The organism is Georgenia sunbinii, assembly GCF_036421875.1.
In the GTDB taxonomy this organism is placed as follows: domain Bacteria; phylum Actinomycetota; class Actinomycetes; order Actinomycetales; family Actinomycetaceae; genus Georgenia_B; species Georgenia_B sunbinii.
In genome coordinates this window covers 133,967-149,890 of sequence record NZ_JAZGOL010000003.1, presented here as the reverse complement: position 1 = coordinate 149,890, position 15,924 = coordinate 133,967, and the positions used below count along the sequence as shown (strand labels likewise).

The following is a 15,924-nucleotide window of genomic DNA, read 5'->3' as shown; positions in this document are numbered from 1 at the left end:
GGGCTCTTGTGCGTCCTGGGCCGCACCGCCGCTGTGTCCGGGCCGGCTCAGTCCGGGCGGCTCAGTCGGGCTGGCACGCCGGGCAGAAGTACGCCGGCCGGCGCTTGTCCGGCGGCCCGACCTCCACCACCCGGATCGGCGTGCCGCAGCGGCGGCAGGGCAGCCGCCCGCGGCCGTGGACGTGGGAGGTGCGGCCGTGGCCGTTCTCCCCGGTGGCCGTCGGCAGCGTCGCCGCGGCCGAGCGGAGCATGAGCTTGCGGGCGGTGGCGCACACCTCGGCGGCGGTGGTGACGTCCCGGGCCGGGCGCAGCGGGTGGATCCGGTGCGCCCACAGCGACTCGGCGAGGTAGATGGTGCCGATGCCGCACACGACGGTCTGGTCGAGCAGGACAGCGCCGACGGCCCGGTCTCCGGCCGCCTGCACCCGACGGCCGCAGTCGGCGAGGTCGACGCCGTCGGCCAGCAGGTCCGGGCCGAGGTGCCCGACCACCCGGTGCTCGTCCCTCGTGCGCAGGAGGTCGACCATGCCGAGCTGGCGGCCCAGGCACGTCCAGCGGGCGGTGCCGAGCACCGCGCGGACGCGGTGGGAGCGGTCGGCGCCGCGCTCCTGGCCGGCCCGGGTGATCCACCAGCTGCCCTCCATCCGCAGGTGGGTGTGCACGGTGCGGCCGTCGTCCAGCCGGGTGAGCAGGTGCTTGCCGACCGGGACGTTGGCGAGGACGACGGCGCCGGCGAGGTCGATGCCGCCGAGCCCGCCCCAGCGCAGCTCGCCGCGCACGAGCGTCTCGCCGGCGAGCGCGGCGTCCAGCCGCCGGGCCACCCGCAGCACGATGTCACCCTCGGGCACCGGCGCTCCTGGCCTCGGGCAGCGACCGGTTCTCGCGCAGCCGCAGACCCCGGGGGGTGGCGAAGAACCCGGCGGCCTCCAGCGACTGCCGCACCGGCCCGGTGGCCCCGAGCGCCGGCTCGCCGTCCACCCGCTGCAGCGTGATGCGGCCCAGCCGACCGCTCGCCGCGACATCTGCGAGCGCGCCGGCGGCGGCGGCCAACGGCTCGGGGTCCGCGGTGAAGGACAGCAGGGTGCGGCCGCCGCGCTCGACGTACAGCACCAGCTCGCCGCCCACGAGCACGACGACGGCGCCCGCCGCCCGCCGCGGCCGGGCCCCCTCGGCGGTGGGCTCGGGCCAGGGCAGCGCCGCGCCGTAGGCGTTGGCCGGGTCGGTCGCCGCGAGCAGCAGCGGTGCGGCGTCGTTGCGACGGGCGGTGTCTCGCAGCAGGTCCACCACCTCGGGCAGCGCGAACTGGGCGGCGCCGAGCCCCTCGACGAGGTACCCGCGGCGTACCCGGCCGGCGTCCTCCAGGCGGGTGAGCACCGGGTAGGCGGTGGCGAAGCCGCCGGGCACGTCCTCCAGGCCGGCGGCGCCACGGGTGAGCACGCCGTGCCGCTCGATGAGGGCCGCCACCCTGCCGAGCGCCGTGTGGGAGGACCCCTCGGCTGCGCCGCGGGGGACGAGGGACCACCGGCCGGCGGCGGCCGGCGGCAGCGGGCCGTCGGGCCGGGCACCGGCCGACGCGACGAGCGAGCGACGCCGCGAGAGGGCGCCGTGGGCTCGCGGGCCACGGCGTGGTGCCGCGTGCGCGGGCCTGCCGCCGGCGAGCCGGGCGCGCACCGGTGCCAGCGTGTCGTTGGTGACGTGCCCGCCCCACACCAGCTCCCACAGCGTCTCGACCAGCTCGGTCCCGGTGACCTGCGCGGTCTGCTCCGAGTGCTGGCGGCAGGCGACGAGGAGGTCGCGGAAGAAGTAGGCGCCGCCGGCCAGCGACTCGACGACGGCGCGGGGCAGCGGCCCGTCGGGCAGCTCCTGGGGCTCGGGCAGCAGCTCGGGGGAGTCTGCCGGGACGACGGCGAGGTAGCCGTCGACGCCAGGGAGCGCACCGGCACCGCACCACACCACCTCCCCGGCGACGGTGAGCTCGTCGAGCTGGACCGGGCGGTAGTCCGGCACCCGAGCCGGCAGCACGAGCGGCTCGAGAGCGGAGGCAGGCACCCGGGCCCCGGCGAGCTGGTCGATCACCGAGGCGAGGGCACCCGGCCCGGTGGCGCCGGCACCGACCTGCTGCCAGCGGGGCAGGAACGCGCCGAGCACCGCCGCCGGCACCGCCTCGACCTCGGAGCGGAGCACCGCGAGGCTACGGCGTCGAACCCGTCGCAGGACGTCGGCGTCGCAGTACTGCTCACCCTCGCTGCCGGGCCGCAGCCGGCCGCTGACCAGCGTGCCGGCGGCGGTGAGCCGGCGCAGCACCGGGTCGAGCGCCGCCGTGCCGAGCCCGAGGTGGCCGGCGAGGTCGGCGACCGGGAACGGCCCGTGGCTGCGGGCGTAGCGGCGGACGAGGTCGCCGAGCGGGTCGGCGACGGACTCGAGGACGTCCTCCGGCAGCCCGACCGGCAGTGCCACCCCGAGCGCGTCACGCAGCCGCGCGGCGTCCTCGACGACCGCCCACCGGTCCTCGCCGGCGACCGTCACCCGGATGACCCGCCGGCTCCCGGTGAGCTCGGCGAGCCACTCGTCGGCCCGCTCGGCGGGTTCGCAGCGACCGGCGAGCTCTGCCGTCGTCGCCGGGCCGAGCCGTCGGACCAGGTCCGCCAGCGCCTCGACATCGCCGGCCGGGTACTTGCGCAGCGAGACCTCGGCCTCGACCTCCGCCAGCGCGAGCGGGTCGAGCAGCTCGGCCAGCTCCGCCGCGCCGGGCCCGATGAGCTCGGCGAGCAGCCGGGGGTCCAGTGCCAGCGCGGCAGCCTGGCGCTCGGCCACGGGCGCGTCACCGTCGTAGAGGAACTGGCCGACGTACCCGAGCAGCAGGGTGCGCGCGAACGGTGACGGCGTGGGGGTGGCCAGCTCCAGCACCCGGACCTCGCGGCGCACGACCTGTGCCATGAGCTCGGTGAGCGCGGGGGTGTCGAAGTCGTCCTGCAGGCACTCGCGCACCGCCTCGAGGACGATCGGGAAGTCGGGATGGTCGGCAGCGACGCCGAGCAGCTGGGCGGCGCGGTGGCGCTGCTGCCACAGCGGCTGGCGGCGGTCGGGCCGACGCCGGGGCAGCAGCAGCGCCCGTGCGGCGGCCTCCCGGAACCGCGAGGCGAAGTGGGCCGAGCCGGTCAGCGCCTCGACCACCAGGCCGGTGACCTCGCTCGGCTCGAGCAGGAGGTCCTCGGCGCCGATCGGCAGCTCGCCGCTCTCGCCGCCGACGTCGGGCAGCCGCAGCACGATGCCGTCGTCGGCGGGCATCGCCGCGACGTCCATGCCGAGGCGCTCACGCAGCCGCGCCGCGAGCACCAGCGCCCACGGCGTGTGCACCCGGGCACCGAACGGGGAGTGGATGACGAGGCGCCAGTCACCGATCTCGTCGCGGAACCGCTCGAGCACGATGGTGCGGTCGTCGCTCAGCTGGGCGTGCTCCCGCTGCTCGGTGAGGTAGCCGAGGAGGTTGTCGCGCGACCACTCGTCCAGCCCGTGCGCGGCGAGCTGCTCGTGGGCGAGGGCGGCCGGCAGCGCGGCGGTGGTACGGACGAAGGCGCCGAGCGCCCGGCCGAGCTCGGCCGGCCGGCCCGGCGAGTCGCCCTTCCAGAACGGCAGCCGGCCGGGCTGCCCGGCGGCGGGGGAGACGAGCACCCGGTCGGGCGTGATGTCCTCGATCCGCCAGGTACTCGAGCCGAGGGTGAAGGTGTCGCCCACCCGTGACTCGAAGACCATCTCCTCGTCGAGCTCCCCGACCCGCCGCCCGCCGCGACCGGCCGCGGTGACCGCACCCGCGCCGTCGCCGCCACCCTCGCCGCCGGCGGCGAGGAACACGCCGTAGAGGCCGCGGTCGGGGATGGTACCGCCGCTGGTGGTGGCCAGCCGCAGCGCGCCAGGCCGGGCGGTGAGGGTGCCGGCGGAGCGGTCCCACACGACACGTGGCCGCAGCTCGGCGAAGTCCTCGCTCGGGTAGCGGCCGGCGAGCATGTCGAGCACCGCGTGCAGCGAGGCGTCCCCGAGGGTCTCGAACGGTGCGCTGCGGCGCACGAGCTCGGCGAGCTCGGCGACCGACCAGTCGTCGACGGCGAGCATCGCCACCACCTGCTGGGCGAGGACGTCCAGGGGGTTGGCCACGCCCCGCAGCTCCTCGATGGCGCCGTCCTGGGCGCGGATCGAGGCGACCGAGGCGGCGAGGAGGTCCCCGCGGTGGGTGGGCAGCACCACCCCGCGCGACAGCGCGCCGACCTGGTGCCCGGCGCGGCCGATGCGCTGCAGGGCCGAGGCCACCGACGGCGGGGCGCCGACCTGGACCACGAGGTCCACCGCGCCCATGTCGATCCCCAGCTCCAGGGTGGAGGTGGCGACGACGGCCGGCAGCCGACCGGACTTCAGCTCGGTCTCGATCGCGGTGCGCTCCTCGCGGCTCATCGACCCGTGGTGGGCCCGGGCGATCTCGCCGTGGTCCGAGGCAGGCAGCGCCGTACCGGACTGCCCGGGGACCTGCGCCGCCCAGGAGGCGCCAGGATCAGGGCGGGAGGCGCCGTCGGTGCCGGCCTGCCGCTGCGCCCACACCTCGTTCACCCGCGCCGCCAGCCGCTCCGCCCCGCGGCGTGAGTTGGCGAACACGATGGTGGACCGGTGGGCGGTGATGAGGTCGACCAGCCGCTCCTCCACGTGCGGCCAGATCGAGGCGCGCTGGGAGCCGGGCAGGGCGCCGGCGGCCGAGCCGGAGAGGTCCGGGCCGGCGTCGGCGCCGGGCTGCGCCGCGGGCTCGGGCAGCTCGGTGAGGTCGGGCACCGGGACGACGACGTCGATCTGCAGCTCCTTGACCGTCGCCGGCCGGACCACGCGCACCGGCCGGCCGCCGTCCGCCGGGGTGCGGGCGCCGGCGAGGAACCGGGCGACGGCGTCGACCGGCCGGACGGTCGCCGACAGCCCGATCCGCTGCACCGGTCTGGCCAGCATGGCGTCGAGGCGCTCGAGAGTGACCGCGAGGTGGGCGCCGCGCTTGGTGCCGGCGACGGCGTGGACCTCGTCGACGATGACCGTCTCCACGCCGCGCAGGCCCTCGCGGGCCGCCGAGGTGAGGACGAGGTAGAGCGACTCGGGGGTGGTGATGAGGATGTCCGGCGGCCGGGTGGCCAGCGACCGGCGCTCGGCCGCCGGGGTGTCCCCGGTGCGCACCCCGACGGTGACGTCGCGCAGCACGGTGCCGGTGGCCTCGGCGGCCCGGCGGATCCCCACCAGCGGCGACCGCAGGTTGCGCTCGATGTCGGCCGCCAGCGCCTTGAGCGGCGAGACGTAGATGACCCGGGCGCGCTGCTCGCGCGCCGGCTCGGGGCTGGTGAGGAGCCGGTCGACGGCCCACAGGAAGGCCGACAGGGTCTTGCCGGAGCCGGTCGGCGCGACGACGAGCGCGTGGTCCCCGGCCCCGATCGCCTCCCAGGCACCCAGCTGGGCGGGGGTGGGGGCGGCGAAGGCACCGCTGAACCAGGCGCGGGTGGGCGCGGAGAAGTCCACCGGCGTGGCACGGTCCTCGGTCATCGCCCCATTGTGGGGGCAGCCACCGACACCGGCGCGGCTGCTGGGCGGGGTGGTACAGGTGGGGTGCGCGACGTGGCACCCTGGTGCGGTGAAGTACTCGGAGTTCCGGCGCGCCCTGGACGAGACGTTCGGCGCCGCCTACGGCCGGACGCTGTCCACCGAGCTCGTGCTGCTGCCGCTGGGCAACCGGACCGCGGAGCAGGCGCTCGCCGACGGCGTGGCGCCGCAGGAGGTCTGGGACGCGGTGTGCCGGGAGATGGAGCTCGACGAGCGGGTGCGCTGGCGCCACCGCGGCACGCTGGACCCCAAGCGCCGCTGACCGCTCGTGGCGGCGGCCCGCCCGTTCCGGCGACGGCGACAAAACTGCCTCGCGTGTCGCCACTCCATTCGAACAGCCGTTCGGGCTAGGCTTCTGCACAGGGGCAGGACGGTGCCCGGATCCCCACAGCCCGTGGGGCACCTGGACCGGATGTCGGTGGTCGGACATAGCCTCCCCACAGGTAGCCGCTCGGCGAGGGCGGGCCCTGACAGACCAGCCCTACACACGACCGGCACGTCGCGCAGCGCGGCGGCCGCCAAGCACCAAGGAGAACGCAGATGGCTGCACCAGTAGCAGACCGCAGCAAGGCACTCGAGGCGGCGCTGAGCCAGATCGACCGGCAGTTCGGCAAGGGGTCGATCATGCGCCTGGGCGATGACACCCGCCCGCCGGTCGCCACCATCCCGACGGGCTCGGTCGCGCTGGACGTCGCCCTCGGCATCGGTGGCCTGCCCCGCGGCCGCGTCGTGGAGATCTACGGCCCGGAGTCCTCGGGAAAGACCACCGTCGCGCTCCACGCCGTTGCCAACGCGCAGAAGGGCGGCGGCATCGCCGCCTTCATCGACGCGGAGCACGCGCTGGACCCGGAGTACGCCAAGCGGCTCGGCGTCGACACCGACGCGCTCCTCGTCTCCCAGCCGGACACCGGTGAGCAGGCGCTGGAGATCATGGACATGCTGATCCGCTCCGGCGCGATCGACATCGTCGTCATCGACTCGGTCGCGGCGCTCGTGCCCAAGGCCGAGATCGAGGGCGAGATGGGCGACTCCCACGTCGGCCTCCAGGCCCGGCTGATGTCCCAGGCGCTGCGCAAGATCACTGGCGCGCTGTCCGCCTCGGGCACCACCGCGATCTTCATCAACCAGCTGCGCGAGAAGATCGGTGTCTTCTTCGGCTCCCCGGAGACCACCACCGGTGGCAAGGCGCTGAAGTTCTACGCCTCGGTGCGGATCGACGTCCGCCGCATCGAGACCCTCAAGGAGGGCACGGTGCCGGTCGGGAACCGCACCCGGGCCAAGATCGTCAAGAACAAGATGGCCCCGCCCTTCAAGCAGGCCGAGTTCGACATCGTCTACGGCCAGGGCATCTCGCGCGAGGGCGGTCTCATCGACCTCGGCGTGGAGAACGGCATCGTGCGCAAGTCCGGCGCCTGGTACACCTACGAGGGCGACCAGCTGGGCCAGGGCAAGGAGAACTCGCGCAGCTTCCTCAAGGACAACCCCGAGCTGGCTCTCGAGATCGAGACGAAGATCCTCGACAAGCTCGGCATCAGCCCTGCTGCCAAGGCCAAGGCCGCGGCGGAGGCCGCCAAGGCAGCCGAGCCCGAGGTCGAGTTCTGAGCATGACGACCGGCGGGTCCGCTCGCGGCGGCGGGGGCAACTTCGGTCAACGCCGCCGCCGCGAGCAACCGGCAGACGGCGGGCGGACGCCAGACGCCGAGCCGCCGACCGAGGAGGCGGCACGGACCATCGCGCTGCGGCTGCTCGCCGCCGCACCGCGCAGCCGCGGGGAGCTGGCGGCCAAGCTCGCTGACCGCGACGTGCCCGACGACATCGTCCAGCCGCTCCTCGACCGCTTCGAGGAGGTCCAGCTGCTCGACGACGCCGCGTACGCCGAGATGCTGGTACGCACCCGTCACCGCGAGCGTGGGCTGGCACGCCGGGCGCTGGCGCAGGAGCTGCGCCGCAAGGGCATCGACGGAGAGGTCGCCGAGCAGGCGCTGGAGCAGGTCGACGACGACGCCGAGCTGGCCGCCGCCCGTGATCTCGCGATGCGCCGGGTGCGCTCCAGCCGCGGCCTGGACCGCGACAAGCGCCGTCGGCGGCTCGGCGGGATGCTCGCCCGCAAGGGCTACCCCGCAGGGGTGGCGATGCGCGCCGTCGACGAGGCGCTAGCGGCCGACGGCGAGGATGTCGCCGACGACGGCGAGCCGATGCACGACGGCGTCTGAGTCACACGCTCGACCCCGTGGTGAACGGGTGCGAGGCGCCCGTCAGTGGGCCGGGGAGGTCGGCCTTCTGGCCGCGCTGCCGCAGCCGTCTCTCGACGAAGATCGCCACCCGGGTCAGCGTGAAGTTCAATGTCAGGTAGATCGCCAGCGTGGCGAGGAACAGCGGGAGCCGGCTCTCGTTACCGAAGAAGTTGTAGTTGAGCTGGAAGGCCCGCAGCAGCTCGGAGTAGGCGATGATGAAGCCGATCGAGGTGTCCTTGAGCAGCACCACCAGCTGCGCGATGAGGCTCGGCAACATCACCCGGATCGCCTGCGGCAGCATGATGATGAAGAAGTTCTGGAACCACGACAGCCCGATCGCCTGACCTGCCTCGCCCTGCCCCTTCGCCAGTGAGGCGAGGCCGGCGCGGAGGATCTCGGCGACGATGGCGGCGTTGTAGATCACCAGGCCAAAGACCACCGAGGCAAAAGAGCTGAAGCCGAAGACGAAGTACCCGAACATCATCAGCACGAGCACCGGCAGACCTCGGAAGATCTCGATGACACCTTGTGCCGGAACCCTGACGATCCTCGTCGGCGTGGTGCGCACCATGACCAGGACGAGGGCGAGCAGCCCGGCCAGTGGCATGGCGAGGGCGGCGGCCCGCAGTGTGCCCTGGATCAGCCCGCCGTAGAGGAGGGAGTCCCACCACACGTTCTTCGCCGTCTGGCCGCGGGGCGGGTCGATGAGCACCAGCCAGCGGTCGTTGAAGATGTCGTTCTGGTACATCGCGTAGATGCCCCACGCGAAGATGGCGAGGATGATCAGCCCGGCCAGGGCGGAGAGCAGTCGCTGCCGGCGCCGGGTGACCGGGCCGGGCGCGTCGTACAGGACGGTGCTGGTGCTCATCGTGCGAAGGCCACCTTCCGTTCGATCCGGTTGGCAAGCATGCCCGCGGGCACGGTGATGAGGAGGTAGAAGATGGCGATGCCGCCGAAGATCCAGATCGACTCGCCCGGGTTGGATATCGAGACCCGGCGGGCGGTCGACACCAGCTCGACGGTGGCGAAGCCGGCGGCGATCGAGGTGTTCTTGATCATGGCGATGAGCACGTTGATGATCGGCGGCACGACGGTCCGCACCGCCTGCGGCAGCACGATGAGGTTGAGCGACTGCCCACCGGTCAGGCCGATCGCCCGCGCTGCTTCGGCCTGACCGATACCCACGCTGTTGATGCCCGAGCGCACCGCCTCACAGACGAAGGCCGAGGTGTAGACCGACAGGGCGACGATCGCCTGGGTGCGGCCGATCGGGATGAGGATGTCCATCGTCAGCAGTACGCCGGAGACGAAGATGAAGAGCAGGGTCAGCGGCGTGTTGCGCATCACCTCGACCCACGCGGTGGAGACCCAGCGCAGCGTGGACAGCGGGGAGACGCGCATGGCGGCCAGCAGCATCCCAACCACCAGGGAGATGGCCCCGGCGACCACCGCGAGGTACAGGGTGGTGAGGAAGCCGTTCCAGAAGGCCGGCAGGTTGTCGAGGACGACGTTCATTGAGAGTGCTCCCGATCAGCGACTCGGTGGTCCGGGGCGGTGGGCCCCGGACCACCGAGGTTCGTCAGCTCAGTACCGGTCGATTTCCGGCTGCTCAGGGACCTCGAGCACGGCGCCGGCGGTGTTGTTCCAGGCCTCCTCCCAGGCACCGCTCACGTAAGCGTCCTCGATGACGTCGTTGATGAAGTCGCGGAACTCGTCATCGCCCTTGGCCAGTCCGATGCCGTAGGGCTCCTCGGTGAAGAGGTCACCCACCAGCTTGAAGTCGTCCGGGGACTCGTCCACGTAGCCGGCGAGGATCACGTTGTCAGTGGTGACCGCGTCCACCTGTCCGCTGAGGAGCGGGTCCAGGCAGTCGGTGTAGGCACCGTAGGTGACCAGCTCGGCCTCGGGGTAGTTCTCGATGATGTTCTGCGCCGGGGTCGACCCGTCGGCGGAGCACACCGTGTGGCCGGCGAGGTCGTCCGGGCCGTTGATGTCGGTGTTGTCCTGAAGCACCATGAGCGACTGGCCGGCGATGTAGTACGGGCCGGCGAAGTCGACGACCTCCTTGCGGGTGTCGTTGATGGTGTAGGTGGCCACGACGATGTCGACCGACCCGTTGTCGATGAGGGTCTCCCGCTGGGCCGACTGCGCCTCGACGAACTCGGCCTCCACACCGAGCGTGTCGGCGATGAGCTGGCCGATCTCCACGTCGAAGCCGACCGGCACGCCATCGGGACCCTGCAGTCCGAACAGCGGCTGGTCGAACTTCGTGCCGATGGTGATGGTGCCCTCCTCGACGATGCGCGCCATCGTGCTGCCTTCCGGGAACTCCGAAGGGTCCGCGGGGTCGGCGCCGTTGCCGCCGCCGTCGTCGTCACCGCAGGCCGACAGCACCAGAACTCCTGCTGCTGCCAAGGCGATCATGGTCTTCCGGGTCTTTCGCATGTTTGTCTCCTTCGGTTGCGACACTTCAGCGGGTCGAGCGGTCAGGCGGGTCAGTAGGTGAGGATCTTGCCGAGGAAGTCCTTGGCCCGGTCCGTCTCTGCGTGGGTGAAGAACTCCTCGGGGGTCTTCTCCTCGACGATCTCGCCCTCGTCCATGAACACGACGCGGTCGCCGGCCTTGCGGGCGAAGCCCATCTCGTGGGTGACCACGACCATCGTCATGCCGGAGCTCGCGAGGGAGGTCATGACGTCGAGGACCTCGTTGATCATCTCCGGGTCCAGCGCGGAGGTGGGCTCGTCGAAGAGCATGACCTTCGGCTGCATCGCCAGCGCCCGGGCAATCGCCACCCGCTGCTGCTGACCGCCGGAGAGCTGAGCGGGGAGCTTGGCAGCCTGGTTGGCCACGCCTACCCGCTCGAGCAGCTCCATGGCCTGCTCCTTGGCCTCCTTCGACTTCAGGCCCTTGACCTTCACCGGTCCCAGGGTGACGTTGTCCAGGACCGTCTTGTGGGCGAAGAGGTTGAACGACTGGAACACCATCCCGACGTCGGCCCGCAGCTGGGCGAGTGCCTTGCCCTCGGCGGGCAGCGGGGTGCCGTCGACGACGATCTCGCCCGAGTCGATGGTTTCCAGGCGGTTGATCGTGCGGCACAGGGTCGACTTGCCGGAGCCCGACGGGCCGATGACCACGACGACCTCGCCGCGGTGCACGGTGAGGTTGATGCCCTTGAGGACGTGGAGCTGGCCGAAGTACTTGTCGACGTCTCGCATCTCCACCAGCGGTTCGGTGGACGGCGCGGGCATCGCGTCGAGGGGAACAGCGTCTGTCATGTGAGACAACCTAACCTCCGATGTGGCGCGGGTCACGCACATCCGGGTCACGATGCGGCCACAGCAGCATCCCGAGGTCCCAGCACCCGGGGCGCGGACGGCCGACCTAGACTGGCGCACGATGACCGACACACCGATCACCGCCCCGCGCTCCTACCTCGTGCGCACCATGGGCTGCCAGATGAACGTCCATGACTCCGAGCGGCTCGCCGGGATGCTCGAGGGCGCCGGCTACGTCCCGGTCGCCCAGGACCCGACGGCGTCCGGGCGCGCTGCGGCCGACGGCGACGGGCTCGCCGAGGGGGCCGACGTCATCGTCATCAACACCTGCTCGGTGCGCGAGAACGCGGCCAGCCGGCTGTTCGGCAACCTCGGGCAGCTGGCGTCGGTCAAGCGGGTCCGCCCCGGCATGCAGATCGCCGTCGGCGGCTGCCTGGCCCAGCAGATGCGCGACGGCATCGTCGACAAGGCGCCGTGGGTCGACGTCGTCTTCGGCACCCACAACCTCGACGTGCTCCCCACGCTCCTCGAGCGGGCCCGGCACAACGCCGAGGCGCAGGTGGAGATCGAGGAGTCGCTCAAGGTCTTCCCCTCCACGCTGCCGACCAAGCGGGAGTCCGCCTACGCCGGCTGGGTCTCCATCTCGGTGGGGTGCAACAACACCTGCACCTTCTGCATCGTGCCGCACCTGCGCGGCAAGGAGCGCGACCGGCGGCCGGGCGACGTCCTCGCCGAGGTCGAGGCCGTCGTCGCGCAGGGCGCCATCGAGGTCACGCTGCTAGGGCAGAACGTCAACTCCTACGGCGTCGGCTTCGGCGACCGTGGCGCGTTCGCCAAGCTGCTGCGGGCCACCGGCGACATCGACGGCCTGGAACGGGTGCGCTTCACCTCCCCGCACCCGGCAGCCTTCACCGACGACGTCATCGAGGCGATGGCGCACACCCCGAACGTCATGCCGCAGCTGCACATGCCGCTGCAGTCCGGCTCGGACCGGGTGCTGCGCGCGATGCGCCGCTCCTACCGGTCGGCGAAGTTCCTCGGCATTCTCGACCGCGTCCGGGCCGCGATGCCCGACGCCGCGATCAGCACCGACATCATCGTCGGCTTCCCGGGGGAGACCGAGGAGGACTTCACGCGGACGCTCGAGGTCGTCGAGGCTTCCCGGTTCGCCACCGCCTACACCTTCAAGTACTCCCCGCGTCCCGGCACGCCGGCCGCCGACCTGCCCGACCAGGTCCCGGACGACGTCGTCGCCGAGCGCTACGGCCGGCTGATGAAGCTCCAGGAACGGATCGGTACCGCGGAGAACGTGGCGCAGGTCGGTCGCACCGTCGAGGTGCTCATCGCCGACGGCGAGGGCCGCAAGGACGGCGCGACGGCGCGGATCAGCGGCCGCGCCGCGGACAACCGGCTGGTCCACGTCGCGCTACCGGAGGGGGCGGTGGCCGCCGACCTGCCCCGGCCCGGCGACATGGTCACCGCGACCGTCAGCCACGGTGCACCGCACCACCTGGTGGCGGACTCCGCGCTGCAGGGCGGGCGCTACGAGCTGCGCCGCACCCGTGCCGGCGACGCCTGGCAGCGCGCCCGCGAGGGCGGCCACGACCACGGCGGTGGCGCGGGGGTGGCCGCGGCCGGCTCGGTGAGCCTCGGGATGCCGTCGCTGCGACGGGCCTGACCGCGGTGCCGCTGCCCGTCATCGCCGTCGTCGGTCCTACCGCGACCGGCAAGTCCGACCTTGCCCTCGACGTCGCCGAGCTGCTCGGTGGCCCCGCCGCGGCGGAGGTCGTCAACGCCGACGCGATGCAGCTCTACCGGGGGATGGACGTCGGCACCGCCAAGCTGGCGCCCGCCGAGCGGCGCGGCATCGCCCACCACCGGCTCGACGTCCTCGACGTCACTGACGAGGCCAACGTCGCCGCCTACCAGGTCGAGGCGCGGGCCGACATCGACGCGATCATGGCCCGCGGCCGGCGGGCGCTGCTCGTCGGCGGCTCCGGCCTCTATATCCGGGCGGCGATCGACGTCCTCGAGTTCCCCGGCACCGACGCCGACGTCCGGGCTCGCCTCGAGCAGCGGGCCGAGGAGCACGGCGCGCGGCCGCTCCACGACGAGCTCGCCCGGCGCGACCCGGTGGCCGCCGGGCGGATCCTGCCGGCCAACGTGCGCCGCGTCGTGCGGGCACTGGAGGTCATCGAGCTCACCGGCCGGCCGTACTCGGCCGCGATGCCCGACCACACCTACCACCTGCCAGCCGTCCAGGTGGCGATCGACGTGCCCCGCGACCAGCTCGACAAGCGCATCGCCGCGCGCGCCAGGACGATGCTCGACGGCGGACTGCTGGCGGAGACCGAGCGGCTGCTGGCCGCCGGCCTGGCGCGTGGCCGCACCGCCTCCCGCGCCGTCGGCTACGCCCAGGCGATCGCCGTCGTCGAGGGCCGGATGGGTCTTGACGAGGCGCACGAGGTGATCGCCATCGCCACCAGACAGCTCGCCCGGCGGCAGGAGAAGTGGTTCCGGCGCGACCCGCGCCTCGTCTGGCTGGCGCCGGAGGAGGCGACGGCCGAGCGGGTCGTCTCGCTCATCCCCGCCGGACGGTGAGCACCCGGAAGCCCTTGGCGGTGGCGATCCGCGCGGTCGTCATGCCCAGCTCGGTCTCCAGCCATCGCTGCAGGGAGTCGGCGCCGAGGTTCTTGCTCACCACCAGCTGGGCGCGGCCGTCGGGCGACAGCCGGCCGAGCCAGGTGCGCAGCAGCTCGTGGAGCGCGGGCTTGCCGATCCGGATCGGCGGGTTGGACCACAGCTCGTCGATGCCGTCGGCCACCAGGGGCGCCGCTTCCTCGGGGGCGACGACGCTCACCCCGGTGAGCCCGAGCCGCTCGGCGTTGGCGGCGGTCAGCTGCCGGGCACGCTCGTTGACGTCGACGGCGACGACGCGCGCCCCCGGTGACGCCTGCGCCAGTGCGACGGTCACCGGTCCCCAGCCGCAGCCGAGGTCGACGAGGGTGCCGGTGATCGGCGGGTCCGGCACGGCATCGAGCAGCACCCGGGTTCCCGGGTCGAGGCGGTCGCCGGAGAAGACCCCGGCCGCCGTCGTCATCGAGGCCGAGCGTCCCCGAAGGGTCACGTCGATCTGGCGCTTCTCGGCAGGGGTCGCCGGCTGGGCGGTGAAGTAGTGCTCGTCCACCAGGAGAACCTACCGCGGAGCCTGTGGATATCTACTCGCCGATCACGGCCCGCCGTGGGATCCTGGGGGGAGTGATCAACAACGACAGGCAGGTTATGACACCAGACGACCACGAGCTCGGCACGACGGCTGGCACCGGGGACCCGGCCCGCGACGTCGTCGCCAGGATTCTTGCCCGAGCCAGCACTGCGGTGCAGGTGGGGCAGGACGACGGCTCCGAGCTCGACGGCGACCAGCTCGACCGCGAGGAACGCTCGGCGCTGCGCCGGGTGGACAGCATGTCCACCGAGCTGGAGGACGTCACCGAGGTCGAGTACCGCCAGCTGCGGCTCGAGCGGGTCGTCCTCGTCGGGCTGTGGTCCGGAGGCACCGCGGAGATCGCCGAGGTGTCGCTGCAGGAGCTCGCCGCGCTCGCCGAGACCGCCGGGTCCGTCGTCCTCGACGCGCTGCTCCAGCGCCGCTCCACCCCCGACCCCGCGACCTTCCTCGGCTCCGGCAAGGCCGCCGAGCTCGCCGAGATCGTCGAGCGGGTCGGGGCGGACACCGTCGTCGTCGACAGTGAGCTTGCCCCGTCCCAGCGCCGGGGCCTCGAGGACGTCGTCCAGGTGAAGGTGGTCGACCGGACCGCGCTCATCCTCGACATCTTTGCCCAGCACGCCAAGTCCCGGGAGGGCAAGGCACAGGTCGAGCTCGCTCAGCTCGAGTACCTCCTGCCGCGGCTGCGCGGCTGGGGCGAGTCGATGTCCCGGCAAGCCGGTGGCCGGGTGGCCGCTGGCGCCGGGATCGGCTCGCGCGGGCCCGGTGAGACGAAGATCGAGCTGGACCGACGTCGGATCCGCACCCGGATGGCGCGGCTGCGCCGCCAGATCGCCGCGATGGCGCCGTCGCGGGAGACCAAGCGCTCCGCGCGGCGCCGCTCGCAGGTGCCCGCGGTGGCGATCGCCGGCTACACCAACGCCGGCAAGTCCTCGCTGCTCAACCGGCTCACCGGTGCCGGCGTGCTCGTGGAGAACTCGCTGTTCGCCACGCTCGACCCCACCGTCCGTCGCGCCGAGACCCCGGACGGCCGCGCCTACACGCTGACCGACACCGTCGGCTTCGTCCGGTCGCTGCCGCACGAGCTGGTCGAGGCGTTCCGCTCCACCCTCGAGGAGGTGGGGCAGGCCGACCTCATCCTTCACGTCGTCGACGCGGCCCACCCGGACCCGCAGGGCCAGGTCGCCGCGGTGCGCACCGTGCTGGCCGACATTCCCGGCACCGAGGACATCCCCGAGCTCATCGTGCTCAACAAGGCCGACCTCGCCTCATCCGAGGAGATCGCCGTGCTGCGCTCGCGGTACCCCGGTGCGGTGGCGGTCTCTGCCCGTGACGGCAGCGGTATCGAGGAGCTGCAGGAGGTGGTCGCCGAGATGCTGCCGCGGCCGTCGGTCCTCATTGACGTCCTCGTGCCGTACTCGCGCGGCGACCTCGTCTCGCGGGCGCACCAGACCGGGGAGATCGTCACCGAGGAGCACACCGCGGACGGCACCCAGCTGAGCGCGCGCGTCGACGCAGACCTCGCGGCCGAGCTGCACGCCGCCCAGCAGCCGGCCTGACTCCCGGTTCGAGCC

At 73.0% G+C, this 15,924-nt stretch carries 13 protein-coding genes; 6 read left to right on the top strand and 7 right to left on the bottom strand.

Annotated features, from left to right (window positions below; all coding sequences use genetic code 11):
• Window positions 1-61: 61 nt before the first annotated feature.
• The gene (locus V2J52_RS08480) at window positions 62-847 is read right to left on the bottom strand and encodes an Fpg/Nei family DNA glycosylase (RefSeq protein ID WP_331227257.1); all 786 of its coding nucleotides are present in this window, start codon (window positions 845-847) and stop codon (window positions 62-64) included.
• On the bottom strand, window positions 834-5,561 hold the full coding sequence (locus V2J52_RS08475; protein ID WP_331227256.1) for an Lhr family helicase: 4,728 nt from the start codon (window positions 5,559-5,561) through the stop codon (window positions 834-836). The genes V2J52_RS08480 and V2J52_RS08475 overlap by 14 nt, the downstream gene beginning before the upstream one ends.
• 88 nt (window positions 5,562-5,649) lie before the next feature.
• On the opposite strand from V2J52_RS08475, the gene V2J52_RS08470 reads away from it, so the two are divergent.
• The 3 genes from V2J52_RS08470 (at window position 5,650) to V2J52_RS08460 (ending at window position 7,831) form a co-directional block, all read left to right on the top strand.
• Window positions 5,650-5,880: a DUF3046 domain-containing protein gene (locus V2J52_RS08470; RefSeq protein ID WP_331227255.1), complete on the top strand. Its 231-nt coding sequence runs from the start codon at window positions 5,650-5,652 to the stop codon at window positions 5,878-5,880.
• A 278-nt stretch (window positions 5,881-6,158) separates the two neighbouring features.
• A complete protein-coding gene (gene recA, locus V2J52_RS08465; RefSeq protein WP_331227254.1) occupies window positions 6,159-7,220 on the top strand; it encodes a recombinase RecA in 1,062 nt (353 codons plus the stop codon).
• Between the two features lie 2 nt (window positions 7,221-7,222).
• The gene (locus tag V2J52_RS08460) at window positions 7,223-7,831 is read left to right on the top strand and encodes a regulatory protein RecX (RefSeq protein WP_331227253.1); all 609 of its coding nucleotides are present in this window, start codon (window positions 7,223-7,225) and stop codon (window positions 7,829-7,831) included.
• 1 nt (window position 7,832) lies between these two features.
• Here the strand turns inward: V2J52_RS08460 and V2J52_RS08455 are convergent, their stop codons facing one another.
• The 4 genes from V2J52_RS08455 to V2J52_RS08440 all read right to left on the bottom strand — a co-directional run bounded on the left by V2J52_RS08455 (window position 7,833) and on the right by V2J52_RS08440 (window position 11,076).
• The gene (locus V2J52_RS08455) at window positions 7,833-8,720 is read right to left on the bottom strand and encodes an amino acid ABC transporter permease (RefSeq protein WP_331227252.1); all 888 of its coding nucleotides are present in this window, start codon (window positions 8,718-8,720) and stop codon (window positions 7,833-7,835) included.
• Window positions 8,717-9,367, bottom strand: a complete 651-nt coding sequence (locus V2J52_RS08450; RefSeq protein ID WP_331227251.1) for an amino acid ABC transporter permease — start codon at window positions 9,365-9,367, stop codon at window positions 8,717-8,719. The genes V2J52_RS08455 and V2J52_RS08450 overlap by 4 nt, the downstream gene beginning before the upstream one ends.
• A gap of 69 nt (window positions 9,368-9,436) precedes the next feature.
• Window positions 9,437-10,297 (bottom strand): glutamate ABC transporter substrate-binding protein, encoded by an 861-nt coding sequence (locus V2J52_RS08445; protein WP_331227250.1) that lies wholly within the window; start codon window positions 10,295-10,297, stop codon window positions 9,437-9,439.
• A 50-nt stretch (window positions 10,298-10,347) separates the two neighbouring features.
• Window positions 10,348-11,076: an amino acid ABC transporter ATP-binding protein gene (locus V2J52_RS08440; RefSeq protein ID WP_331227752.1), complete on the bottom strand. Its 729-nt coding sequence runs from the start codon at window positions 11,074-11,076 to the stop codon at window positions 10,348-10,350.
• Window positions 11,077-11,248: 172 nt separating this feature from the next.
• On the opposite strand from V2J52_RS08440, the gene miaB reads away from it, so the two are divergent.
• Together miaB and miaA are read left to right on the top strand one after the other, a co-directional pair.
• Complete coding sequence (miaB, locus tag V2J52_RS08435; protein ID WP_331227249.1) at window positions 11,249-12,805, top strand: tRNA (N6-isopentenyl adenosine(37)-C2)-methylthiotransferase MiaB; 1,557 nt, start codon at window positions 11,249-11,251, stop codon at window positions 12,803-12,805.
• An 11-nt stretch (window positions 12,806-12,816) separates the two neighbouring features.
• Window positions 12,817-13,728: a tRNA (adenosine(37)-N6)-dimethylallyltransferase MiaA gene (gene miaA, locus V2J52_RS08430; protein ID WP_331227751.1), complete on the top strand. Its 912-nt coding sequence runs from the start codon at window positions 12,817-12,819 to the stop codon at window positions 13,726-13,728.
• Here the strand turns inward: miaA and V2J52_RS08425 are convergent.
• Complete coding sequence (locus tag V2J52_RS08425) at window positions 13,709-14,314, bottom strand: class I SAM-dependent methyltransferase (RefSeq protein WP_331227248.1); 606 nt, start codon at window positions 14,312-14,314, stop codon at window positions 13,709-13,711. The two genes, miaA and V2J52_RS08425, sit on opposite strands and share 20 nt — an antisense overlap.
• Window positions 14,315-14,409: 95 nt before the next feature.
• Here V2J52_RS08425 and hflX point away from each other — a divergent pair, with 95 nt between their 5' ends.
• Window positions 14,410-15,909 (top strand): GTPase HflX, encoded by a 1,500-nt coding sequence (hflX, locus tag V2J52_RS08420; protein WP_331227247.1) that lies wholly within the window; start codon window positions 14,410-14,412, stop codon window positions 15,907-15,909.
• The last annotated feature ends 15 nt before the right edge of the window (window positions 15,910-15,924 follow it).

Coding starts and splice junctions, on each gene's coding strand:
- hflX (WP_331227247.1), top strand. CDS start 14,410: ATGACACCAGACGACCACGAGCTCGGCACGACGGCTGGCACCGGGGAC.
- recA (WP_331227254.1), top strand. CDS start 6,159: ATGGCTGCACCAGTAGCAGACCGCAGCAAGGCACTCGAGGCGGCGCTG.
- V2J52_RS08455 (WP_331227252.1), bottom strand. CDS start 8,720: ATGAGCACCAGCACCGTCCTGTACGACGCGCCCGGCCCGGTCACCCGG.
- miaB (WP_331227249.1), top strand. CDS start 11,249: ATGACCGACACACCGATCACCGCCCCGCGCTCCTACCTCGTGCGCACC.
- V2J52_RS08450 (WP_331227251.1), bottom strand. CDS start 9,367: ATGAACGTCGTCCTCGACAACCTGCCGGCCTTCTGGAACGGCTTCCTC.
- V2J52_RS08460 (WP_331227253.1), top strand. CDS start 7,223: ATGACGACCGGCGGGTCCGCTCGCGGCGGCGGGGGCAACTTCGGTCAA.
- V2J52_RS08475 (WP_331227256.1), bottom strand. CDS start 5,561: ATGACCGAGGACCGTGCCACGCCGGTGGACTTCTCCGCGCCCACCCGC.
- V2J52_RS08445 (WP_331227250.1), bottom strand. CDS start 10,297: ATGCGAAAGACCCGGAAGACCATGATCGCCTTGGCAGCAGCAGGAGTT.